The sequence below is a fragment of the Candidatus Zixiibacteriota bacterium genome (assembly GCA_019038695.1).
Taxonomy (GTDB): Bacteria; Zixibacteria; MSB-5A5; order GN15; family FEB-12; genus B120-G9.
This window is the reverse complement of sequence record JAHOYZ010000049.1, coordinates 1-24,388: the sequence shown is the minus strand read 5'-3', so window position 1 is coordinate 24,388 and position 24,388 is coordinate 1. Positions and strand designations below refer to the sequence as shown.

Genomic DNA, 24,388 nt, shown 5'->3' with positions numbered 1-24,388 from the left:
TCATTCACCCTACCATGCGTTCACTTTGTTTTTAGCTTGCGATGCAGATGCGTTCAAGTATCTTTTAATTAGTCAATGGCCTGGACCGCAGGTTGATGTTTCATTACCGACACTTCAGGTAACATCGGAGGTCGTTAACGTGACTTGGACTATCTCGACAACCGTACTGGTAGGTATCTGTGCGATTCTGACCGTATATCGCATAGTGAAGATAATCGTCAATAAACGCTTCCCATTTGACTCCTACTTATGCTACACGTGGCTGTTCTTCCTATGCTTCGCAGTAGTGGAACTGATATCGTTTCAGGTAGGAATCTGGGTGCTGGCGATCATCTGCTTCTCGGCTCTTCGCGAGTATTTCTCGCTGATCGATATTCGTCTGCAGGACCGAGTGGCCATTTTGGGCGCCTATGTGTCAATTCCTTTCATGATCTACTTCATACAGGTTTCCTGGTACGGGATGTTCATCATATCAATACCTGTGTATGTTTTTCTGGCAATCCCATTGCTGGTAACGCTTGGCGGGAACGAGACGCAGGGAACCGTCTTCTCAATCGGTGCTATCGAGTTTGGCCTATTTGCATTTGTCTTCTGTCTCGGACATCTCGGCTACCTGGCCTCATTCTCAACGTGGATGGCGGCGCTGATTGTGATCAATGTGCTTGTGTGTGACACCGTATCGCATTTTGTCGGACCCAGGACCAAAACTCTCTTTGGGAACTACCTCGCAAGATTCCTGTCTCCCCTGCCAATTACAGTTGCGATCTCCATAATTCTGTCCAACTGGACTGAGATACCGATACTGCACTCGGTCATACTGGCATGTATGATTCCGGTACTGGTCATTCTGGGACATCGCGCAGGCGACTTCGTTGGGGCAGACTTGAGAATCGAGGAAGATTTGTTGATTTCTGGAAGGGGCCAAATCCTCAACAACCTTAAGGCTCTTTTGTTGGTCGCCCCGGTGACTTTTCACTACATCTACTACTTCCTGAAATGAAAAGTCAGGCTGAGAAATCATTCTGGCGTGTGTTCTGGCATGTCATGCTGCTGCGTCCGTTTCTCCGGATAGTATTCGGCGTCAATGTCAGTGGGCACGAGAACTTGGAGCATCTGGACAGGTATGTCATCATTGCCAATCACAACAGTCACCTCGACATCCTGCTGCTATTCTACATCTTGCCGATCAGCCACATTCGGCGCACTCGTGCCATCGCTGATGAAGCGTACTTCTCAAAGTACCGCTTGGTTTTCAAGATCATCAAATATCTATTCCGACCCATCTGGCTCACGCGGGGGCAATTGGAGTCCAAATCCGACCCACTTGGGCATATCAAGGCTCGGCTCGATGCAGGAGACAACCTGATCATTTTCCCCGAAGGCACTCGCGGGACACCGGGTGAGTTATTGAAGTTCAAGAGTGGCATCGGGAGGCTTGTAACGCAGTACCCCGACATTCCTATCGTACCGGTGTTTCTAACCGGTCCGGAGCGTTCGCTCCCCAAGGCCAGTGCGCTATTGCTGCCGTTGTGGAACAATGTTATAATCGGACCGGCACAAAAATGCAGAGGTACACATCGCGAGACGACTCGTCTGCTCCAGGAAGTTCTAATGGAACTCGCGCGATCAGAAGCAGCGCGAAGACACTGCAGAGAAAACCAGCAACAGACGGCTCTCAAGTGTATAGGCTTTCTTGGTATTGATGGTTCGGGGAAGAGCACGATGTCGAGAATGGTCACGGAGAATCTGTCGGCCTCGACGAAAGTTTGTCGCATCAGTGATGAGCTTGAATTCTATGTGGAGGGACGGGCAATGGACATACAGCCATTATTGGCCGAACGGATTCGTAGAAAGATCAGTGGTTATGCAAAGACAGCCAAATCGCTCAAGCTATACAAGATCCCAAAGCTGGCGGAACTGCTTCTGAGGGATCATCTTCTAAATGAGGTCCAGAGATGGTATCGACCTGCTTATGTAACAATGGATGGTTCCCCGCTCCTAAATCTTCTGGCATGGTCTGTGTTGTACAAAAACGATACGATGGACGCTCAATCGTGTTCAAAGGCCATTGCCGTACTCAGTGGCAAGGGAACGAATGTACCTCGCAGCGACCAGTTGTTTGATCATTATCCCGAGCTATTGCAACTGAAACGTATCGGAGTGAATCGGCTGAGCATACCCAGCGTTGCGATATTCATCGATATTGACCCTGAAGAGGCATGTCGGCGGATCACAAAGCGAGGCGAAGACAGACAGGTGCACGAGACGAAGGAGAAGCTTGGTCGGCTGCGGGATGGTTATCGACTGGTGTGTGGTGTCATCCAGAATGAATGGAACGTACCGGTGCTCGTAGTGGACGGCACGAACACACGGGAAGAAATTCTGGACGAGTGTCTCTCTTTCCTCTCCAGTTCCATACACAAGGAGCCTGATGACAGTGAGTAAACGCATTGATGTCATTGCGACGACGATCTCGGGATCAGTTAGCGACTGGGGTAAAGTCGGTCGCATTGTGCCTCTCTTCAGAGAACACGGCGAAGACAACGTTAATCTTATCTCTGTTGATAGTCATGCAGATGCACGACAGAAGGCGTGTGAACTGGTCAAGGACGGTAGCGAGATTCTCATTTCTGCTGGCGGCTCCGGCACGTTCAACGCCGTAGTCGAAGGTTGCTACGATGCCCGGTGTGACTTTAATCGTTTGCGGCTTGGATTTCTGCGGAAGGGATCAGCCGATCTGATCGGAAAAGTACTCGGAATGCCGGACGAAATCGAGGAGGCCATTGAAGTTTTCGTTAATTCCATTCGTGAGGACAAAGTCGTTCCGTGTGACGTACTTCTGGCGTCCAGCGAGCACGGAGACTCTGATGTTCGTCATTTCGTGGGTTATGGTGGGGCCGAAGTGTTCGGTGAGGTCCCCCGTTTCACCGAGAACCGCTTCATCAAGTACTACAAAGGGATATTGAGTCAGTTGTTTGGCGACCTGGGTCCGTTTTTCGTTGGTACTAGTCTGGCGGTAATTTCCAAAATATTCAGACATATCGGCCGGGGTAAGAGACAATGGGAAATTATGGTCGATGGTCAAGCCGTAACACAGGGCTATTATCAGGCAATCATGATTGTGAACGGCTACCTCGGCCCGAATATGCCGTTCGCACAGGGTGTGCCACTTGGTTCAGGGGATTTCCACGTGTTCGCAATCCGAGATATGGGAGTGTTCAAACTCCCGATGCAGTTGAAACATGCTTGGGATGCATCTGTGCTCGAAGATCCGGACAGGTGGGGATTCGAGGGTTTTCGCGTTAAGGAGAAGCTGGTGCTGCGCCCCGATGGCGATTCGGTCTTCCCCCTCAACACCGATGGCTCGGCACTTGAGTGTTATGGCTCTGCAAGTGTAGAGATAGATGATCGGATCTATTTTTTGACGCGATAGAATATACGGTAATGTCACTCTGTACTTGAGTCGGAAGAGTTAACCGAGACAGATATCAACGGTAGTGTCACCGAAGTTCTTACATGATCTGTAGCAACGCATAAGTTTTATGACCAAAACAGAGTTTTCTTTTTCATTACCTTTGTGAACTATGATTCAATCTGATCCCAGACCGTCCGCCTCAATAACTTTCCTCCGTAATTACTGTTTTGCCCTTAAATACTCTATAAATGTAAATTGTGTAGAGAATTACAATCGGCATCCCGATAAGGGCGATCACCAACATTGTCGTAAGCGTCCGGGGCGTCGAGGAGGCATTATAGGCGGTTAGACTGTAGGCGACATCAATGCTCGACGGCGCAAGCGATGGATACAGGCTAACAGCGGCAATACCGATAGCGGCGGCGATTGACACCGACGAGGATAGAAAGGCTCGGAAAAAACGCTTAGCCTTCAGGACCACAGGCAGGTAGGCCGTTGATGCCAGCAGTGCCAGCAGGAACACCCAGAACAAAGGTTTGGAGAAGATGTTCTCCATCAGATGCGGAGCCTCAAAGATCGTGTACAAGGTTGACAATAGATAAACGACAACGAAAGCAATCCAGGAACCAGAAACCCAACGAGTCATGCGATCCCGAAGTTCGCCATCGGTTTTAAGAGTCATATATAAGGCTCCATGCATCACGAACATTACGAGACTCAGCACTCCTATCAGGATAGAGTACGGATTCAACAATTCGAGAAACGAGCCGACGTAGAGGCCATTGCCATCAATGGGCACGCCCCTGAGAATATTGCCGACCGCGACTCCAAAAAGTATCGATGGAAGCAAACTCCCCAGACCAAACGACCAGTCCCATAGACGCTGCCAGCCGCGCGACTCGATCTTGCCACGAAACTCAAACGAAACGGCGCGGAAAATCAAAGCAGCCAGAACCAGCATCATGGCTATGTAGAAACCGCTGAAAATGGTCGCGTAAACGGGTGGAAACGCAGCAAACAGAGCACCCCCGGCGGTCAGCAACCATACTTCGTTACCGTCCCACACCGGTCCCACCGCGTTCAAGTTGATGCGACGTTCAGTATTGTTGCGTGCGAACAGGTGCAATACCCCCACACCCAAGTCAAAACCGTCCAAGATTGCGTATCCCGTGATAAGTACTGCAAACAGGGCAAACCAGGTAGTATTCAGATCAATCATACTGACACCTCCGTCGTTACTTCAGGCTCAGGGCCATGTTTGACCTCACGCACAAACAAGAACAGATACAAAGCACCCAGAAATAGGTAGATCAGTCCGAACAGGATAATGGAAAACAGAATCTCACCCGCCGTGACCGTTATCGAAACGGCGTCGACCGTCTTCATGATGCGATATACCACCCAAGGCTGGCGACCAACCTCGGCGGCAATCCAGCCTAGTTCAATAGCTATGATCGGAAGTGGGATTGAGAACACTAACAGTTTGAGGAACAACCTCTGATCCCACAGCTTCTTCCGGTAGAGAAGGAAAACGCCGAGTAGCATAACGCCGATGAAGTACATGCCAAGTCCCACCATGCTGTGAAACGACACAAAGGTAATGAAGAACGGTGGCGTTTCGTCGGGTGGAAAATCATTCAAACCCTTGACGTAGGCCTCCGTGTCACCATGAGCCAACCAGCTCAATACGCCGGGGACCTCAATTGATGCGTCCAGTTGTGGTGGATTGTCAGACGGTATCCCAAACATCACCATTGGAGCATTTGTCTGTCCTTCAATCAGTCCCTCAAAAGCCGCTAGTTTTTCCGGCTGGGTCTGGGCAACCTGAATGGCATGCTCATGGCCGAACGGAAAGAGCTCCAGCAGGGACACTACCAATCCAAATATCAGAGACAACTTGAGAGCTTTGCGGGCGACCAGGTCCCCCCTATTCCTCAAGAGCAAGTATGCTGCCACACCGGCCATGACGAAGGCTCCGCATATCAGGGTGGCATCGACTGTGTGGAAGAAGCGAATCATAGTTGACGGGTTGAAAACCGCTTCTGAAAAACTGGTCAGTTCCGCACGACCGTTCTGAATGATGTAACCCGCGGGAGTCTGTTGCCAGGAATTGGCCACTAGAATCCAGAAAGCAGAGATTGTGGAACCGACCGCTACCATCAGGATCGAGAACCAGTGTACGCCCTTCGATACCCGATTCCGGCCAAACAGATACAGGCCAAGGAAAGCAGATTCCAGGAAGAACGCGAAAATACCTTCCGCCGCCAAAGGAGCACCGAAAATGTCACCGACGAACTTGGAGTATTCGGCCCAGTTAGTACCAAACTGAAACTCCATCACGATACCGGTTGCCACTCCGACAACAAAAGTCAGGGCAAGCAGTTTTCCAAAGAACTTGCCCATTCGCACGTAAGTGTCGTCACCTCGTCTCCAGCCTAAACCTTCGATGATTACCAACAACCAAGCCAGACCGATCGATATGGGTGGAAAGATGAAGTGAAATCCGATGGTGAGCGCAAACTGCAACCGTGCCAATAGTACAGGATCAAGATCCATAGAATCTCCTACTTGTATCTATCTACTATATTTTATTAACACAATAACAAATTGTCAATATCATTGTTCCGCCTGTTATCCAAGAACTACATCAAGTGTCATTATGACAACAAACCCCGATTATAACACACCATGTGGCGGTGTATGAGTGTCCATAGGTTTGAGAATCGGGAATTAGTCCCTTCGGAATGTTGTACAGGGTTACGGTTAACACAAACAACAGTATGTGCTGCCAACTGGTTTTCACTCCTTCGGCTTGCTCGGTGTACACCACCCGGGCAACAAAGAAACGGCCCGAGATTTCTCTCGAGCCGCTTCTCCTTTTCTTGAGCATTGTCAATACTTGCAGGATGCTATAAGATTACAGACCACTAGCCTCCGAAGAGTGCATGAACTCCTGCTGCAAGTATAGATGCATCTGGTAATCCAGCGACGACGTATCTGCCGGTCGCAAATACTGGAAAGCATCCTCATGACCGTTGGACAACATAGAATGACATAGAGCACAATCAGATGAGACAGCGTTTCCGTCCTCATCAACCATGTTCGAGTTGTGGCACCGGAAACAACCACCGTCTCCAACATGGCCGATATGGCTGGGGTAGGTACCCCATTCAATATTCATACTTGGGTGGATATTACGATTGTAGATGCCTTTCAGAACTGTAACTACAGAATCAATAATCGTCATCTTTGATCGTGCCAGATCAGGATAATTGCGCTGATAGTAGCCATTCACATGGTTCGAGATTCCTTCCATAGCGGCCTCTCTCGACGCATAGTTGGCGGAGATAGCGCGCAGCGCTTCACGTTTCAGGAACGGCAACGATCGATCCAGTATGCCTTTGTGGATCCGCTCATCGATTGCCCTGTCCGGCAGCTCATAGATATGGGTCGCACGGTTGTGGCAATCAACGCAATCTATTTTGCGAACTGAAGAGGCATCCATGCCGACCGCTGCTCCATCGGTAGAAGTGTAACGATGATAGCTGCCATCGGGTTGCCGCACCTCCGTCCAGATGATCTTCTCACGCTCGTCATTGACCGAAGCGTAGCGCACCTCATTCTCTTGAGCAATGTGCCAGTGAATTCCGCTCCGTTCATGGGCAGCACCAATATCGACTTTCAAACTCAGTGTAGTAAAGAGCTGTGTCGAAACTGAGTCATGACCATAGCGTGTAATTGTCTTTAGCCGCTGGCCATAGAACTTATCCGGCCAGTGACATTTCTCACAGGTTTCTCGAGCTGGACGAAGTTGGTGCACGGGTGTAGGAATCGGCCGTTCCAATAAGTCAAAAGTCACCGACACCACCTGCCAGAGGCCATTGAGTTTGCTGTCAATTAGCGATCCTGCACCTTCTCCAACATGGCATTCAATGCAGGCCACTCTGGCATGTGGAGATTGTTGATAACTAACCCACTCAGGGTTCATCACGCTATGACAGGCCTTGCCACAGAACTCTGCGGTATCCATATAAGCGAGCATGCGTGTACTGACAATCAACAGAAAAACAATGTTGACGATAGTCAGAATCGAGATCGTTCGAAACAGACGCGCACCTCCGAATGAAAGGGCGGCGCACTCCTTTCCGAATTCAGTTTCTATCAGTTCCTTGCTCGATTTGCCAGTCTGTTTCTTGAGCATCCACCAACCGATCGGAATCAGCAGTAATCCCAGAACAAACAGGGACGGGAATAGCATATAGCTGACCAGACCGGCATAAGAACTGGTGACCAGGCCAACCAGACGGGCCAGTTCCATTACCATCATGCACAAGAATGAAGAGGTGGTGAGAATGACGCCTAAGCGTCCCCACCAATTAGTCGCTACACCCCGTACAAAATTGAGGTATCTCGCAAACACGATCACCTCCTGTGGTTATTCGAAAAGACCCTTGTAGATCTTCTGCATATCTCCCGAGCGAATCTTCTCTTTGAGTTCTCCTGTCGGAGTCGCTATCCATTCATGCATGGGATCGTTCTTGATCAAGTCGTCAAGATGCGCATTCAACTCAGGATCGTTAAATTTACGCGCCTCAGGCAACAGTTTGAAATAGAAAGTATGAGCAACATCATAAATACCATGCCACCAGGTATAGTCAGGTCCCATCATGGCCGCGCCGTGACGCGCTCTCCGGCCCTCGTGATGCCATAATTCCCAATAGATCCACTCAATTTCGTTGCTGAACGATGCCGGGTTCTCCAGAAGTTTACGATCTTTTACAATCTTCATGATCGCACCGGCGGGCTTGGCGAATTTGTCATTGTAAAGTTTGACCAGAGCGTCGAATTGATAGTAGTGGCCATCGGCAAAAGTGCTGCTATGACAGGTAACACACACTGTTTTCATGTCGGCGCGTTTAGCCTGCCAGTCTTCTTTGTGTTTGGATACCGGAGGACGAAGCGTCCAGCTAAGACGTTTACCGACATCATGGGTGATAGGCAAAGACGCCGTAGCGGACTGGTGACAGGTGGCACAAGTCGGAGCCTCGAAGTAATCCACACCAACGACCCAACGATCGGAGTCGATATTCATCTCATTCAAATGAGTGTAGTATGCATTTCCGTGTTTTGACTCCTCGTAAACTTCCTTCTGAGGATGATCGGGGCCAAGGTGGCATTTGGAACACGCTTCCGGCTTGCGAGCCTGGGCAACTGAGAACGAATGCCGTGTGTGACATGCGCTACAGGCTCCCTTGGAACCATCAGGATTGAGCCGTCCGATACCTGAGTTTGGCCAACTCTTCGGAGACAGCATGTTGGGTGATTTTGAATCGATCTCGACCTTACAACCATGACAGCTCTCACAGCCTGTGATAGCCACCGGCGCACCACCAGCTACATGAGCCAGATAGGCATCCTTTGACTCAAGAATTTCACCAGCATGAGCATGATAGGAATTCTCGACTTCATTGGCTTCCTTTTCGTGACAGGCACCACAGTCTTTCGGTGTTACAAGCGTGGCGATGAGTCCACCCTCGTGCATAAATCCGTCCTTGTCACCTTTCTTGGCACCATGACAGTCGATACATGTCACTTTATGCAAAGCGTGGGCAGACATGAACCACTGCTGGTATAGTCCCGGGGATTTCTCCTTATGGCACGTCATGCATTTGCCGGCGACCTGGGGGTCTACCGTTGTTGTCCCGCTGACGGAAACAGCTGCAACCGCTACCATCAACACAACAAAACTCAGAAATCGTCTCATTTTTCACCTCCCGTATCTGAATGAGAATTATTACCTGATTGTTTTGTTAATGATTATCAATGTACGCATTCCTGTCAACAAGAATCGGAATGCGGAAGTGTTTTTCCTGTTTGAATGAACAACCCCCTTGGCATTTTCATATATTTTTTACTAAGTATCTACCGGAAATCTACCCTTGCATGGATATATCCATCAGATCAATGATCCAGGAACTCCCCGCAACTAGACTAAGTAGATGAATGATATATATTTTGGAGGTCAGTATCACTGCTGCGATACCGGCCGTGGCAGCGACCGTTAGCATCGCAACAGTGAACACGAATACATATTTCGTTCAGATCAAATCCTGTTGTCTGCCAACAAATACCTCACATCTCTTCCCATCACACTGTTACGGCTTTGGGAAACATATCATTCAAATCCTCTTCCACAGTCCCAATAGGTTTGATATCAAACTTATCTACCAGGACTTTGGCCACGTTGAGTGAAAGAAACGCCGGGAGTGTCGGTCCCAGCCGAATACCTTTCACTCCCAAATGAAGCAGGGCCAATAGGACTATGACAGCCTTTTGCTCATACCAGGCAATATCATATGAGATGGGCAGGTCATTGATGTCATTAAGACCAAAGACTTCCTTCAATTTCATCGCTATGACTACGAGTGAATACGAATCGTTGCACTGACCGGCATCAAGGACTCTCGGGATTCCATCGATGTCACCAAGCTGGAGTTTGTTATAGCGGTATTTTGCACAGCCGGCGGTCAGAATGACCGTATCGTTCGGAAGTGCCTGGGCCATATCGGTGAAGTAGGACCTTGTCTTCTGGCGGCCATCACAACCGGCCATCACGACAAACTGTTTGATTGCTCCCGACTTAACCGCCCCGACAACCTTATCGGCCAGCTTCAATACCTGATCATGTGCGAATCCACCCACGATTGTTCCGGTTTCAATCTCGGTCGGTGGGACACATGTTTTGGCCAGTTCTATTAACTCCGAGAAATCTTTCGGCTTTCCATCAGCTCGATCCGGAATGTGCTTCATACCGGGATAACCAACCGCCCCGGTTGAGAATATCCTCTCTTTGTAGACATCCCGCACCTGGACAAGGCAGTTGGTAGTCATAAGGATCGGACCGTTGAACGAAGCGAACTCCTTGCCCTGTTGCCACCAGGCGTTGCCATAGTTTCCGACAAAATGATTGTACTTCTTGAACGCCGGATAATAATGCGCAGGAAGCATTTCGCTGTGCGTATAGACATCAACTCCAGAACCTTCTGTCTGCTTAAGAAGGTCTTCCATGTCGTGGAGATCATGACCGGAAATAAGGATACCCGGCTTTTTCCCCACTCCTAAGTTCACTTCGGTTATTTTGGGATTGCCGTAAGTTTCAGTGTTAGCCTTATCCAGCAATGTCATCGCCTGAACGCCCATCTCACCTGTCTTCATGACCATACCAATCATATTATCGACCGACAGATCGCGGGTGGTGGATTCGAGAGCCTCGAAAGTAAAACGATAGAGATCATCGTTCTGGTAGCCCAACACGGAGGCATGTTCTACATACGCCGCAAGACCTTTCAGCCCGTAGACTACGAGCTCTCGCAGCGAACGAACGTCTTCATCCTCGGTCGCAAGCACTCCCACCTGGTGTGCCTTTTGGTGGAACTCCTCCACACTGTCGGAAGACCAGGTGGCGCAATCGTGTAGTTGTTCGGTGAACTCTTCACCGGATTTCTCCTTGTAAGCAGACAGAAAACTGTCCCGAACGTTTTCTCGAATGTTCAGCCCCTCTTTGATGAGACTAACGAATCTGTCATCGTCGAAGTTCGCATTCGTTATCGTGGAAAAAAGTGCCTCTGTGACAAAAACTCCTGTTTTCCTGTCATATACATCCAGATCGACTGCCTTTCTTCCCCAGACAGAGACTCCTTTCAGTACATAAATCAACAGATCTTGCAAACCGGCGGTCTCTTCGGTTTTTCCGCAGACACCGCGTTTGGTACAGCCGGCATTCTTGGCTGTCTCCTGACACTGGTAACAAAACATGCCCATGTTGCAAATTCCCTTCGTTGCTCTACTCGACGAGCGGAGCAGGTTACACATTGATTAGGATTATAATTTTTGTAGCTACTTACCCTGAGATCCGCGCCTTTTCGAAGTCGTTTTATTGAACTTAGAAATATCGTTGCTGCTGGTTGGATGTCCCATACTGTGTATGTTCTTGTGATGTTCCTGATACTCGATTATCGTCGTTGAACTTTGCCAGTAACCGGTTGCCATACCCACACCCGCGGCCAGGACAAAGATTGCCACCACACCGAACGCCACTAATTTCTTTGGCAATACGCGGTTTATGATCGTTGACTTCAGTTCCAATGTCTCCACTACCGGACAGACATTGACACAACTCATGCAAGCCGTGCATTCATCCGAGACGACCATCTTGACTTTGTCGACTTTGATTGATGACGGGCAGGCCTCGGCACACAAACCGCAATCGGTACAACTGGCGACATTTCGCTTTATCTTTTGAGGACTTAACAAGGTCACAATTCCCAGTAACGCCCCATACGGACAAAGATAACGACACCAAAAGTTACGAATTATGATTGAGAACAAGAACAGGACACCTATCACGATCAGAGAAAAACGCGAGATGTTCGCAAAGAAATAGTACATCTTGACGTCAGCTACGATATTATAAGGAGTGTCCAGAAAAGCTCGCAACGCTTCTTGGGTCATCAGGAAAAAGATCGAATAAACAAAAAAACCGAGCACAAGGTACTTAATGCTCCGTAACGGATAGTCAAGCCAGCGGGGCAGGCGGAGACGGCGACCAAATATCTTGTCGCCCAGATCGCCCAGAATTTCGGACAACAGTCCTACCGGGCACAACCATGAACAGAATGATTTTCCAAAGATGAATGAGACCGTCAATACTCCAACCAAAATGAACATACCTGCCGGGTGCACGGAATGTATATCGCCAGAGAGAACAAAATAGTACAGACTCATAAGTGAACTGATCGGTAGAAATCCTTCAACGCCGGGCGGACGGTACGAAGAGCCTGAGGCTCCAGCCGTTTTGAGATACTCTATGAAGTAGTGAAATTCCACCCCGATCCATATAACGAGCATCGTGAAGGCAATCTGTACCCAGAAACGGTAGTCCGGCATATGAAAGGTTCTCTGGTGAGAATCGATCACATTCAACACTTCTTTGCTCTTAGTTGTCGACGGCAAGCTGCTCATCCTTTCCGGCACTTAACATACTCCCCAATTACACGGCCCGGGGCGGAATCTTGCACTCAATACCACCCTGAATACCAATCGTATGAACCTCTATAGGCACCTCCGGTACAACCTCATTGCGAGCCTGCACTGCGATCTGGGCGATGCCATGGCAGCAAGGCACCTCCATCTTGAGGACGGTGATGCGCCGTGGACGAGCCTCGGCAAACATCGCCTTGAGCTTATCTAAGTAGTGCTGGAGATCATCGAGCTTTGGACAACCAACGATAACAGCCCTACCGGTCATATACCTGAAATGAAAGTCAGGGACTGTGAATGGCACGCAGTCAGCGCAGATCAACAGATCAGCGTTCTTCAGAAATGGCGCATGCGGCGGAACCAACATCAACTGTATCGGCCAGTGACCTAATTGCGACGGCATAACCGGCTGGCCAGGTTCCAGCGTCGAAACCGGAGTTGCTGGAGCAGCACCCATTGAACGCATAGCTGATCCGGGGCATCCGCATGGTTCGGAAGGAACCGGTACCGCCGGAGCTTCAGCCGCTGATCCTACAATCGGCAAAGGACTGGAATTGTCTGTCGTGGTCGCAAGATGTTTCTCCACTGCCGCTTCGTCAAAATCAATCGCTTCTCGTTCAATGATCGTAATTGCCCCCAATGGGCATTCGCCAATACAGTCGCCCAGACCGTCGCAATACGAGTCATTGACTACTTTGGCAACGCCATCGACAATCTGGATAGCACCTTCATGGCAGGCGGTTACACAATCGCCGCAGCCATCGCAAAGTTCTTCGTCTATCTCAATAATTTCCCGAATGGCCATTTTCATTACCTCCGAAGGTTTTCAGGCTACTGATTATCTTCATTCTGATCGGAATATCGGGAAATGATTTGAGTGAGGCCTTGATCTAAGTCAAGAAGGTCAGATTTTCCCGCCGTCAGCAATAGCCTGCAAACGCTCAGAGTCGAGAATGGTGATGTTTTTCCCTTCGACTTCAACCAACCCTAAGTCTCGCATTTTCTTGAGGTTACGGGACAATGTCTCACTGATCGTCCCCAAGGATCGGGCCAATTCCGCCTTCGTAATATCCAGAGTGATTTGATTTGAGCCTGACTGTTCGGCTTTTCTTAGCAGGTGGGAAGCAAGTCGGGCTGGGACTTCCCGCAGTGACAAATCCTCAATCTGCTGGTTGAACTCCCGCACAAAACTCGACAAAGCCGCTATCATCTTCAGAGACATCTGCGGCGAATCTCCGATCAGTTTGATAAACTGCTCCTTTGGAAAAAACCCCACGAGCGAATTATCAACCGCCATACTGTTGGCCGGAAATGCACCCCCACCAAACAGAACCGCTTCGGCGAACATCTGCCCCGGCTTGATATGATGCAGCGTGTATTCCTTACCATCGGGTGAAGCTTTATAAATGCGAACGGCACCACTCAGGAGCACATAGAATCCACTAGCCGGATCACCCTGAAAAAAGAGCACCTCTCCCTTGGTCACCTTCCGAATCGAGACTATGTCCGCCAGCGCTTCTAATTCCTTCTGGTCAAGGTCCCGGCAGAGATGGCAACACCGAAGTTGGTCAGCAATGTTCATATGGGCATAGTAGCAAAGTAAGGACACGCTTGGCAAGTATGTATTGGAATGCTCGCGACGAAAAGCAAGCCGCACCCGCTAATATCGAGCTTGACTTCATGTAACCTATCAATAATACGTACTGTTGGCATTGACAGAGCAAAAGGAGACACTGTAATGACAGACGACAAGATCGAGTTGAAAGTCGGTGATCCTGCCCCGGACTTCACCCTGAACACACATAACGAAGGCGAGCTCAACCTGGCCTGGTACCAGGGACGAAAGAATGTTGTTCTGGCTTTCTATCCCGCCGATTGGACACCGGTTTGTGCCACACAGGTCCCTTCATATCAGGAAGTCTATCCGCGATTCGAGGAACTTGACTGCCAGCTTTTGTGTATTTCGGTGGACTCGGTTCCGTGTCATATCGCCTGGGCCAAGAGCATGGGCGGGCTGAGTTTTCCGATCATGGCAGATTTCTGGCCGCATGGCGAGGTAGCTCGTAAGTATGGAGTGTTGACCGACAAGGGCTATACTGATCGGGTGGTGTTTCTCATCGACAAGAAGGGGATTATCCGGTGGATTCAACGGGTTCATCCGGCAGAACTTCCTGACAACGAAGAGTTGTTTCGCCAAATAGAGAAATTGCAGTAGCCGTAATTGACAGTCCTTTCGCAAATTATATCTCCGGGCAACCTTTCCGGGAACAATTACCGTCAATGATGGTTATATAATTGGATCAACATTGTCGATTATATGAATATGAATAGACTTAAAAACAAACTCAGACTTATTGTGGCGCTGACAACTATCCTGATGGTTGCGGCAACACCTATACTGCAAGCTCACCAGTCGGATGACCATTGCAACACCGGTTATGAATCATGTGGCTGCGGTTGCAGCTGTGGGCAGGTAGAGGCTCCTTTAAGCAAAGCGGACATGCTTGAAGACGTCTGTTGCTGCAATGTCTCAACTCCAGCACCAACAACACCCCCCCCACTCGACGCCCAACTGCGTCCGACTATCAATCCAGACATTTTTATCACTGTGATGTCAGTAACTTCGCAGATCACGGTGGTTGAGATACAGTTATATCAAGCCGCCCGAACCGGTCAGCGATTGGCTCATGGGCCGCCACTCTACGTTCTGAACGCATCATATCTCATCTGATTTTCTATTCCTACACAATTCTCTGAGGGGGGAAACTGTGTTCATATGTTGTCAACCGCAACTTCTGACGGAGTTTTTACTGTGATTAAGAATACGATAATCTGTTTTGTTGTCTGTCTGTTACTAACACCAACAAGTCGGGCGGATAGTAACCGCGAAAGACACGCCCTTGATTCTTTAATCAAGGTTGCTCTGGAACGCAATCCAACGATTCATGCCGCCCAATACAAACAGAGCGCCGCTGAACATAGGAACGAGTTTGCTGGCTGGCTACCGGATCCAAAACTGACAGCAGCAATACTCAATCTTCCGCGAACATCACTCAGTTTCGATGAAACCCCAATGAGCGGTGTCGCTCTCGGTTTGTCTCAGACTATTCCGTGGCCGGGGAAGCTGTCCGCTAGGGCCGATATAGCGCGTCTTGGTTCTGATATCAAGGCTATGGATCTGGCCGCTCGCCAGAACAACGTCATCCGACAGGTGACACATTACTATTATGATTACTCTCACTGGGACCTGGTCGAAACTGTTCTTACTGAGAGCATGCAACTGGTCGAGGATATCACACGGGTCGCACAGACCAGATACGCCAATGGTAACGGCTCACTTCAGGATGTTCTTCGTTCTGAGACATCCAAAGCGAGAATCGAAAATCGAATACTGATGGCTCGGCAGAAAGCCGCCTCGGCCCTTGTTCAGATAGCGCGACTCACCGACCAGTCCAGGACAACCGATGCTGCCCTCGTGCCCGCATTGCCATCAATTCCTCGAAGAGACATGGAGATTCCACTCGAATTGTCTAACCCGATACTGGCGAAGGCGTCAATCGGCTTGTCCGTGGCAGCAAGGAAAGTTGATCTGGCACGATCCGAATACTGGCCCAATCTGACTGTTGGTATTGACTACAGGATTCGGAAGGATATTCCCATGGACGCCGTTTCCGGTGAGGATTTCCTGTCATTCAAAGTTGGGTTGAGCCTGCCGGTGTGGTTTTTCACCCGCCAAAGGAATCAGACCTCAGCTGCAAGGCAATCATTTCTGGCGGCCCAAGCGGATGAGCATACGATCATAAACAGGGTCGAGCGACAGATTGCAGACACAAAATTTGTGTTGAAGTCTTTACGAGAGCGTACTGCACAATATGACCGGAGCATCCTTCCTCAGGCTCTGGCGGCAAGCGAAGCAGCACAAGTCGCTTACGAAGTCGGCCGGGTAGATTTCAACGGCTTCCTCTCGGCTCAATTGGATGTAATGAATATCGAGTTGGAAAGACTCGAACTTCTCAAACAATACCATCAGAGGACAGCAGCTCTCAGTGAATTGGCTCCCGATTCTAAAGAGGTGATAAAATGAAAATAACAATAATCATAATAGCAGCTCTGGTCGTGGGCTTCGGACTGGCATATATCCTCCTCCCGCATGCGGAAGAACAAACACTTACCGGCGAGAGTACCGAAGTCCAACAGTACACCTGCGGCATGCACCCGGAGATTATCTCTGATGAACCGGGGTACTGCCCCATCTGCGAGATGAAGCTGACACCCAAGAAAAAGGACGCCGGCGCAACCGGATCAGTTACAATTGATCCCGTCACCAGACAGAACATGGGTCTTGTGACAGCGCCGGTTGAGTATCGGACGCTCACGAAGAAAGTGCACGCCTTCGGAAAGGTTGCCATCGCCGAGCCAAACAAGCACACCGTTAATCTCAAAATCGACGGTTGGGTGGAACGGCTCTTTGTCGACCACGAAGGTGAAAAAGTTTACCGGGGACAACCTCTTCTCGAACTGTACTCTCCGACCCTTGTAGCCGCTCAGCAAGAATACCTGATAGCCGTTAAATCCAGCGAAGCGGTAGCGGACCTGGTAGAAGCCGGGCGCCGCCGATTGGCCAACTGGGATATCTCCGATGATCAGATCAAGCGTCTGGAATCTTCAGGCGAGATAACCCGCACTATGACAATCCTCTCCCCCGTCAACGGCGTAGTGATTTCCAAGCTTATCTCCGAGGGCGACCACCTCAAGCCAGGAGCCAAACTATACGAAATCACTGATCTCTCGACCGTGTGGGTGGTGGCTCATATCTATGAGCAGGACGTTCCGTTCGTTCATCTGGGCCAACAAGCCATTGTAGCATTGCCGAATACAGATGGACGAGAAATTACCTCGACCATTTCGTACATCTCTCCCTTTCTCGATTCTCACGGCCAGTTAGAAATACGCCTTGATATCGACAACAGCAATCACCGTCTTTTGCCTGAGATGTATGCCGAGGTCTCGATTGAATCTCAGCTTGAGGGTGACCATCTGACCATCCCCAGATCCGCTGTAATCAATTCCGGAGTCCGGCAACTGGCCTATGTTGCCTCGGGTGAAGATATCTACGAGCCGAGAGTTATAGTTACGGGAGCAGTTGGAGACAGTGACCACATCGTAGTTCTCTCTGGGCTATCATTGAACGAACTCGTGGTAACTTCTGGACAGTTCCTGCTGGACAGCGAATCACGCCTGAGCGAAGCCCTTGCCGCGGGAGCCCAGATCGGGCACGATCACGGAGGAGACCACGATCAGCACCTGTCGGTTGAACATGACCCTGACGAGTTTCTCGCCACTGGCGGTCATGACATCTACACTTGTCCGATGCCCAGTCACGCTCACGTTCTTCAGTATGGCGAAGGTAACTGCTCTGAGTGCGGTATGAAATTTGTCCCACTGGAAAAGACCGACAATCGTCAGGTCTATGTCTGCCCCATGACCGAGTGCGGCACAGTCAAGGATCACAAAGATACCTGCAACGTCTGCGGCATGAACCTGGTCAGGTACGAGTCGGAGGAAAGCCATGATCAGTAGAATCATCGAATACTCAATCAATAACCGCTTGCTGGTTCTGGCGATCACGGCAGTTTTGCTACTGGCCGGGATATATGCTGCGGGTGAAATCTCGGTCGATGCCATCCCCGATCTATCGGATGTCCAGATCATCATCCAGACCGAATACCCAGGGCAACCACCGCAGATTGTCGAAGACCAGGTGACCTATCCCCTATCGACCGCACTTCTGGCCGTACCCAAAGCAAAGAATGTGAGAGGATACTCATACTTTGGACTATCGTTCGTCTATATTATCTTTGAAGACGGCACCGATATTTATTGGGCACGAAGCCGCGTCTTGGAATATCTCTCGCAGGTAGCCGGGCGACTTCCGAAGGAGGCATCTCCACAACTTGGACCCGATGCCACCGGGGTAGGCTGGGTCTACCAGTATGCCCTGATTGATACCACTAATCAACACGACCTGGCTGAACTTCGTTCGATACAGGATTGGTTCCTGAAATACGAGCTATCTTCAGTGCCCGGTGTATCGGAGGTCGCCTCGGTTGGTGGTTTCGTACGCCAGTATCAGATTGAGGTCGATTCACGCAAATTGGAATTCTATGATATTCCCATCAAACACATCATCATGGCTGTCAAACGATCCACAGGTGCAGTCGGCGGACGGATTCTGGAATTGGCGGAGACAGAATTTATGGTGCGTAGTCAGGCGTATATTGGCGATCTTGAAGACCTGCGCAATATTCCTGTACACACACCCAAAGACGGCCCACCGGTCTTGTTGTCGTCAGTAGCCAACATTCAGTTCGGACCGGAGATTCGTCGTGGAGTTGCGGAACTTGATGGCGAGGGTGAAACTGTAGGCGGAATCATTGTCATGCGCTGGGGAGATAACGCCCGCGATGTGATTGGACGCGTGAAGCAGAAGCTGACCGATCTTTCTGCCGGACTCCCTGAAGGCGTAGCTATCGTCCCTGTCTATGATCGTTCCCAACTGATCGACTCTGCCGTCGGCAATCTTGGCAACACATTGACCAAAGAGATGATCGTAGTCATGCTGATCACGCTTCTTTTCCTCCTGCACGTTCGTTCCACGCTGATTGCCGTGATAACTTTACCCACCGGAGTCCTGTTATCTTTGCTGGTCATGCATCTGATGGGTATCAGCGCCAACATCATGTCGCTGGGAGGGATCGCCATTGCCATTGGGGTCATGGTCGATGCTTCGCTGGTGATGGTGGAGAACGCCCACAAACACTTGGAGCGCGATCGCGACAAGAAACCACGCCTTCAAATCGTACTTGACTCGGCTCGCGAGGTCGGCCCGGCACTGTTCTTCTCGCTACTAATAATCACGGTCTCTTTCCTGCCGGTGCTGGTGCTGGAGGGTCAATCCGGTCGTCTGTTCAAACCCCTGGCCTACACCAAGACTTTCGCCATGGCCGCCTCTGCCCTGCTCTCGATCACGTTGATACCGGCCCTTATTGCCCTATTCATGAAAGGAAAGATACGACCGGAGAGCCGCAATCCTATCTCCCGTGCAAGTATCGCGATGTATCGACCGATCATCCGTTTCGTCCTCAGACATAAGCTGGTTGTTATTCTCACAACCGTGCTAATCACGGCGGTTACAATCATACCGCTGAATCGCATTGGCTCCGAATTCATGCCACCGTTGTATGAAGGTGATTTGCTCTACATGCCGACAACCCTACCCGGTATTTCTGTAGGCAAGGCTAGAGAGCTGCTGCAACAGACCGATCGAATTATCAAATCTTTCCCGGAAGTCGAGAGAGTGTTCGGTAAAGTAGGTCGAGCCCAGACGGCCACCGATCCAGCTCCCCTGACCATGCTTGAGACAACTATCATGCTCAAGCCGACCGACCAGTGGCGACCCGGACTCACTCCGGAGATGCTGGTTGATTCTCTGGATATGGCAATCCAGTTCCCCGGCCTTACCAACGCCTGGACCATGCCGATAAAGACCCGCATCGACATGCTGGCCACCGGTATCAAGACGCCGGTTGGCATCAAGGTTATGGGACCAGACCTCGATAGCCTGACCGCCATTGCACAGAGGATCGAAACGGTAGTGAAACCGTTAACCGGAACAAGGTCAGCCTATGCTGAGCGTGTCACCGGGGGCAACTACCTTGATGTGGATATCGACCGCTTCAAAGCGGCGGCTCATGGCCTCACGGTAGCTGACGTACAGGATGTTATCAAAACAGCCATCGGTGGTATGAGCTTCACCTCGACAATCGAAGGCCGTGAGCGCTACCCGATAAACGTCCGCTACCCCCGTGAGCTTAGAGACGACCCCGAAGCAATGCGACGGGTTTTGATTCCGATACCGGGCGGCGGCAAAGTTCCGCTCGGCCAGATCGCCACGCTCGGATTCAGCAAGGGCGCAGCCATGATCAAGTCTGAGAACGCCCGACCCACAGCGTGGGTTTTCGTCGATCTGAAGGATATTGATGTGGGCAGCTATGTCGAGACAGCCCGCCGGGCAGTCGAGGCGTCTGTGACTCTGCCTGTCGGTTACAGCATTCTGTGGTCGGGGCAGTATGAAAACATGCAGGCGGTAGCGGAGAAGCTGAGGGTCATTGTGCCCCTGACATTGTTTATCATATTCCTGCTGTTGTACTTGCACTTCAAGAATCTGACCGACTGTCTGATTGTTCTGTTGTCGCTGCCGTTTGCACTGATCGGTGGCGTATGGTTCTTCTATCTGTACGGGTTCAATGCGTCAGTGGCGGTGTATGTTGGTTTCATTGCGCTGGCGGGTCTGGCGGCGGAAACCGGGGTGGTCATGCTGGTCTACTTGGAGGAAGCGGTCAGGAGGTACCGGGAACAGAAACGTCTGAATACACTGACCGACTTGCAGGCAGCAGTCATGGAGGGCGCGGTTGAACGAGTCCGCCCCAAGTTGATGACCGTAGCCACTACCATACTGGCGTTGCTGCCCATTATGCTCGGAAGCGGTACCGGATCGGAAGTGATGCAACGCATCGCCGCCCCTATGGTGGGTGGGTTGGTGTCGTCAACCGTGCTGACTCTTATTATTGTTCCGGTGCTGTTCTATCTGGCAAAAGCTAGAAAGCTCTGATCTGGCAACGTTTGCCGACCAGACAGCACAGGTTTGATTCTGGTGCGATGCAATATATGAGACCGGGCAACCGTGGCCAGACCATGCTTTGCGTTGATCAGTGTTATCGGGGGCTATGGATACATGCGGTCAAAACTCATCAAACCGACTGCCATCCTCCGTGACGACCATACGGTGCCAGTCTCTGTCAATCTGACGTACGCTCATGACGACTGTTGCTGGCGGAGGGCGTCTTCACGAAAAAGACGGCATCGAGGTTCAACGACGGTATATAAAACTTCTCTGCACGGTACTTTTCGTGGAAATGCTGTATGCCCCATAGTTCGCGATCGCTCAGGAATGACGGACGGGAACTGCCAATACTTGAGAAGAACTGAATCAGGTCCGGATCTCTAGACAAAACGTACTCACCGTCCCCTTTCTCGTGACCGGGTGTGCCTAGACCCATGCTTGGAATCTTTCGATGAGCGATATGGACATCGTTCAATCCAAGCATGTCGATAGTTGGCAACTCTGAGTAGTACGGCAGACTTCCGGCAGCGTTGGTGGCTATAAGTGTCTCCGGCGGGAAATTGGCCTTGAGCCAAAGACCGACTTCGCGTCCATTATAGGCAACCCGGTCAATCTGAATGTGGGGTGTGATACGGGGATGGCTGACCATCTGGTGGACATTATAGCTGCCCATGAGCACGGTGAGTGCGATCACCAATACCGAACGGCCTACGATAGCACTAACGCCCATTCCAGCCAGTAGTGCCAACAGCGGTATTACGGGCGCGAGGAATCTGAAAGCCGGCATGCAATCACCGCCTACCAGTATAACATACCCAATGTGGAGAATCACGAATAGAGGCAACAAGTATCTGCCGGAGGTTATGAAAAACGATCGGAACTTGAAGAGCGCCCAAATCGCCGGCAGTAGGAGCAGAAGCACTGGTAGTACCGATCCCTCAATATAATCGAAGCCCCGCAGAATCTGATCGGATGTGGAACCGACCTTCGCGTAGTAAGTATTCGGTAGAAAATAACCGTAGTAAGCATATCGCCACGAGAAATAGGGAACATAGATCAGCGCTGCCGGCAAGGCGAGGTACAGGATCGACCAGGTGCGTCCCCTCAGACTGCGATAAGCGTTGTCGGCGAAGATTATCAACACGAGCAGCGCACCTTCGGGCCGGGTCATAGCCGTAAGAGCCAGAAGAACACCAACCACCGCCAAGCCGCGAAGTGAACAACCGGAACTCAGAGTTCTCAGGTATACGAGCAAGGTCACCAGCGTGAGGAAAGTGTAGAGAACAACTTCCATTCCGCTTAATATCCAGGGTGTAAAGACGCCGCAGGTTCCGAGCAGTATCACTGCGATAGAGGTCGCGGTAGAACTCACGCCCGACAGAATCCGATAGCTGCCTAGCAACACACCAATGGTAGCAAGGCCGAACGCTCCTCCCAGCAGCTTCGACATAAAGATGATATTCAGCCCAATCGTTTTCCCTACACCGAGAACTAAGACCCACAGGAAAGCTGTGTACCCCTCTACTCTCTCACCAGGGTTATAGACCAGACCATGTCCGGAGGAGAAATTGTCGGCGTACCGAAAGGTTATGAAGGCGTCGTCAAGCATCCAGGGATAGATGAACCAATTGTACCAGATGATCACCAACAAGCTCAGGACCCCGAAAGCCCATGGAGTGATGCCGCGAGGCGTCCGGTAACTAAAGATTTCCGTTGCAGATAACTTATTCACTTCCAGTCCCCGGGACGAATACTGAATCATCGTAAGGCGAAGTCATTATCTAGTGGCCTGAGTTATTGTATTATGATCACTATACTATTGCCGAATCATCCGGATCAGTTTTTTAAGTCCTGGTGTATAGAAACACCTGTTCAGCAGGTGATTCCACTACTCCGGCAAACGATGCAGGATAAGTCAACACGATCATCCGCGCAAGAAGGAAAGAATAGCCCGGGACCTACACAGTCAAAACTTCAATTGCAAATCGAACTGAAGTCGTTTGAAATCCTCCGTTGCGTATTCGCTCAGACCCGTTTCGTTGATGAAGTATGTCATCTTGAACACCGTGTTACGAGCCAGTTGCACCGCTCCGCCAAGTACGTGCCCCTTGGAGTCAGTGCCACCACCACCAAAGTCAGAGGATGTAAAAGCACCCACAACAGCATCTTTCTCAACTTCACGGTAGAAGTAATTCAGCTGCCAGGAACCGGACTTTTTGGCCTTCCCGATCTGAAAGCCCACGAGCCAGCCGGTCTCAAGGCTATAGGCTCCGCTATTGGTAACGTAGTCAGCCATTACCAAGACGGGAGTATTCTGAAACTTGTGAGTGATCTCGCCAAATACTTCGATCAGATCATAGTCATTTGCATAATGAAGAACGGTGTCGACCTCCTCATCCTCGACATATGGTACAGTCGTGTTCCCGGCGGAATGATCATGGTCAAAGTACGGCTCAAAACCCAATGTGTTGACGTAGTTGAAAAAACCCACCCCCACAGCGACTGTTGACTTCCCGTCATTGAAATGGAACCGCCCTATTCCCTGCCCTGCCACCAAATATGAATCATCGCCTGACGCCCGTTCATCAAGCCATAGCCCAGCCCCAATCATGGTCAGATCGATCTGGCCCAACGTTTTGTTAATCGTAACAGCACCACCTTCAGGATTCCAGTCACCGTCCCAGATCAGTTCGGACTTGGCGGGCTTGATAAACGGATTCTTTAACTTACCAGCCGTAATGCGCAGACATGGAACAGCTTCGTGGTACGTTTCAAAGTAGGCCAGATCGAGGCTAAAGGTCTTAGTACTGGACGCTCCATCCAAGGTCTGGTTAGTCGATATCGGATCAGTGCTTCCAGTGGCCAGCCTGATCCCCACCTGTGTATACGGGGAAACGTTTGCATAGACCCCGAGACGCGCTCGTATCCTTTGCCGATGGCGTGCATCCTCCTCCCCCGCTTCAATCATTTCATGACGATACCGGAGATCGCCCTTGATCGTGATGGACTCGGACCAGTTAGAGGCAACAGTATTCCCGGCGATGATAGCACCCGCCAAACCGAGTATCAAAACCCTGCCCATTTCGTGTACATTCATTTTCTTGCCTTTCTCCATGATACGTTTTTCACACCGACAAACCACTGAACCAATTCGATATCCATGTGTCAAGAAAATGCTGAGACGGGGATTCTTGTAGGTAATGTCAAGAGTTGTGTGTAAAAGTGTGTATCCATATTATTCATGCTGCTTT

The 24,388-nt window shown here is 50.4% G+C and carries 18 protein-coding genes; 8 read left to right on the top strand and 10 right to left on the bottom strand.

The features are described 5' to 3' along the window. Positions 1–139 precede the first annotated feature (139 nt). From KOO62_12795 to KOO62_12785, 3 genes are read left to right on the top strand one after another with little or no spacing between them, the layout of a single operon-like run. Entirely contained in the window at positions 140–1,000 is an 861-nt protein-coding gene (locus tag KOO62_12795) for a hypothetical protein (protein ID MBU8934860.1), read from the top strand. Then, on the top strand, positions 997–2,445 hold the full coding sequence (locus tag KOO62_12790; protein MBU8934859.1) for a 1-acyl-sn-glycerol-3-phosphate acyltransferase: 1,449 nt from the start codon (positions 997–999) through the stop codon (positions 2,443–2,445). The genes KOO62_12795 and KOO62_12790 overlap by 4 nt, the downstream gene beginning before the upstream one ends. Further along, positions 2,432–3,433, top strand: a complete 1,002-nt coding sequence (locus KOO62_12785) for a hypothetical protein (GenBank protein MBU8934858.1) — start codon at positions 2,432–2,434, stop codon at positions 3,431–3,433. Before KOO62_12790 ends, KOO62_12785 begins: the two co-directional genes overlap by 14 nt. 181 nt (positions 3,434–3,614) lie before the next feature. On the opposite strand, the gene cydB is transcribed toward KOO62_12785, so the two are convergent. The 8 genes from cydB to KOO62_12745 all read right to left on the bottom strand — a co-directional run bounded on the left by cydB (position 3,615) and on the right by KOO62_12745 (position 14,036). After that, positions 3,615–4,634: a cytochrome d ubiquinol oxidase subunit II gene (gene cydB, locus KOO62_12780; GenBank protein ID MBU8934857.1), complete on the bottom strand. Its 1,020-nt coding sequence runs from the start codon at positions 4,632–4,634 to the stop codon at positions 3,615–3,617. Continuing rightward, a complete protein-coding gene (locus KOO62_12775; protein MBU8934856.1) occupies positions 4,631–5,971 on the bottom strand; it encodes a cytochrome ubiquinol oxidase subunit I in 1,341 nt (446 codons plus the stop codon). Before KOO62_12775 ends, cydB begins: the two co-directional genes overlap by 4 nt. 361 nt (positions 5,972–6,332) lie before the next feature. Beyond that, a complete protein-coding gene (locus KOO62_12770; protein MBU8934855.1) occupies positions 6,333–7,835 on the bottom strand; it encodes a NapC/NirT family cytochrome c in 1,503 nt (500 codons plus the stop codon). A 15-nt stretch (positions 7,836–7,850) separates the two neighbouring features. Further along, positions 7,851–9,179, bottom strand: coding sequence for a hypothetical protein (locus tag KOO62_12765; protein ID MBU8934854.1), 1,329 nt, complete (start codon positions 9,177–9,179; stop codon positions 7,851–7,853). Positions 9,180–9,562: 383 nt separating this feature from the next. Beyond that, positions 9,563–11,236 (bottom strand): hydroxylamine reductase, encoded by a 1,674-nt coding sequence (hcp, locus tag KOO62_12760; protein MBU8934853.1) that lies wholly within the window; start codon positions 11,234–11,236, stop codon positions 9,563–9,565. Positions 11,237–11,311: 75 nt separating this feature from the next. Further along, on the bottom strand, positions 11,312–12,361 hold the full coding sequence (locus KOO62_12755; GenBank protein MBU8934852.1) for a 4Fe-4S binding protein: 1,050 nt from the start codon (positions 12,359–12,361) through the stop codon (positions 11,312–11,314). A gap of 103 nt (positions 12,362–12,464) precedes the next feature. After that, the gene (locus KOO62_12750) at positions 12,465–13,259 is read right to left on the bottom strand and encodes a 4Fe-4S binding protein (GenBank protein MBU8934851.1); all 795 of its coding nucleotides are present in this window, start codon (positions 13,257–13,259) and stop codon (positions 12,465–12,467) included. A 99-nt stretch (positions 13,260–13,358) separates the two neighbouring features. Next, positions 13,359–14,036, bottom strand: a complete 678-nt coding sequence (locus KOO62_12745) for a Crp/Fnr family transcriptional regulator (GenBank protein MBU8934850.1) — start codon at positions 14,034–14,036, stop codon at positions 13,359–13,361. A 156-nt stretch (positions 14,037–14,192) separates the two neighbouring features. Here KOO62_12745 and KOO62_12740 point away from each other — a divergent pair, with 156 nt between their 5' ends. The 5 genes from KOO62_12740 (at position 14,193) to KOO62_12720 (ending at position 21,125) form a co-directional block, all read left to right on the top strand. Then, on the top strand, positions 14,193–14,669 hold the full coding sequence (locus KOO62_12740) for a redoxin domain-containing protein (GenBank protein MBU8934849.1): 477 nt from the start codon (positions 14,193–14,195) through the stop codon (positions 14,667–14,669). Between the two features lie 108 nt (positions 14,670–14,777). Beyond that, positions 14,778–15,185 carry a hypothetical protein gene (locus KOO62_12735; GenBank protein ID MBU8934848.1) on the top strand — a complete coding sequence of 136 codons (408 nt, stop codon included), beginning with the start codon at positions 14,778–14,780 and terminating at the stop codon, positions 15,183–15,185. Between the two features lie 81 nt (positions 15,186–15,266). Next, positions 15,267–16,538: a TolC family protein gene (locus tag KOO62_12730; protein ID MBU8934847.1), complete on the top strand. Its 1,272-nt coding sequence runs from the start codon at positions 15,267–15,269 to the stop codon at positions 16,536–16,538. Then, the gene (locus tag KOO62_12725; GenBank protein MBU8934846.1) at positions 16,535–18,034 is read left to right on the top strand and encodes an efflux RND transporter periplasmic adaptor subunit; all 1,500 of its coding nucleotides are present in this window, start codon (positions 16,535–16,537) and stop codon (positions 18,032–18,034) included. The genes KOO62_12730 and KOO62_12725 overlap by 4 nt, the downstream gene beginning before the upstream one ends. Further along, positions 18,024–21,125, top strand: a complete 3,102-nt coding sequence (locus KOO62_12720) for a CusA/CzcA family heavy metal efflux RND transporter (protein MBU8934845.1) — start codon at positions 18,024–18,026, stop codon at positions 21,123–21,125. Before KOO62_12725 ends, KOO62_12720 begins: the two co-directional genes overlap by 11 nt. 187 nt (positions 21,126–21,312) lie before the next feature. Here the strand turns inward: KOO62_12720 and KOO62_12715 are convergent, their stop codons facing one another. Together KOO62_12715 and KOO62_12710 are read right to left on the bottom strand one after the other, a co-directional pair. Then, positions 21,313–22,869 carry a hypothetical protein gene (locus KOO62_12715; GenBank protein MBU8934844.1) on the bottom strand — a complete coding sequence of 519 codons (1,557 nt, stop codon included), beginning with the start codon at positions 22,867–22,869 and terminating at the stop codon, positions 21,313–21,315. 234 nt (positions 22,870–23,103) lie between these two features. Further along, the gene (locus tag KOO62_12710; GenBank protein ID MBU8934843.1) at positions 23,104–24,306 is read right to left on the bottom strand and encodes a putative porin; all 1,203 of its coding nucleotides are present in this window, start codon (positions 24,304–24,306) and stop codon (positions 23,104–23,106) included. Positions 24,307–24,388: the final 82 nt, after the last annotated feature.